A 780-nucleotide genomic window follows, 5' to 3' on the forward strand; every position below is an offset into this window, starting at 1 on the left:
AGCTAGCTGTTCTGACCACGGACGTTAGGAACGGCGTGGCGTGGTGACATAGCGAAGACCTCCGAGTGAAGTGCGAGCTGTCAAGGAACGCACCGTCACACTTCGGAGGTCTTCGTGTCCCACCGTAATGCCCCCTTGTCAGAAACCGGTCGACTGCGGCTGGCCCGTTGTGTTGTCGACGACGGTTGGCCGCTGCGCCGGGCCGCCGAGCGGTTCCAGGTGTCGCCGACAACGGCGGCCCGTTGGGCCTACCGTTATCGCGACCAAGGTCCAACGGGGATGGTTGATCGCAGCTCACGGCCGCACCGCAGCCCGAGTCGCATGCCTGCACGCATCGAGCGGCGGATCATTAAAGTCCGCGTCCTGCGGCGCTGGGGACCCGCGCGTATCGGTTACCTGTTGGGCATTCACCCCTCGACCGTTCACCGCGTGTTGACCCGCTACGGGCTGGCCAAACTGCGCTGGCTGGATCGCCCGACCGGCCGTGTCATTCGTCGTATCGAATCCGTCAAGCCCGGTGATTTGGTCCACGTGGATGTCAAGAAACTGGGCAAGATCCCGGCCGGCGGTGGCTGGCGGATGCTGGGCCGCACCGTCGGCAACCGCAACGCTCAGGCGGACAAGAGTTCGGGGCTATCGAGCAAGAATCATCATCCCTTGCGTGGGCATCATTTCCTGCATACCGCATTAGACGGGCACTCACGACTGGCCTACAGCGAGATCTTGACCGACGAACGCAAGGACACCGCCGCCGCATTTTGGACACGCGCTAACCGCTGG

At 63.5% G+C, this 780-nt stretch carries 1 protein-coding gene; it reads left to right on the forward strand.

All coding sequences use genetic code 11. The features are described from left to right. Positions 1-114: 114 nt before the first annotated feature. A partial coding sequence (locus AC5Y7V_RS31385; protein ID WP_499883791.1) for a leucine zipper domain-containing protein occupies positions 115-780 on the forward strand: 666 nt, incomplete at its 3' end.

This window comes from Mycobacterium sp. NGS34 (assembly GCF_059812845.1).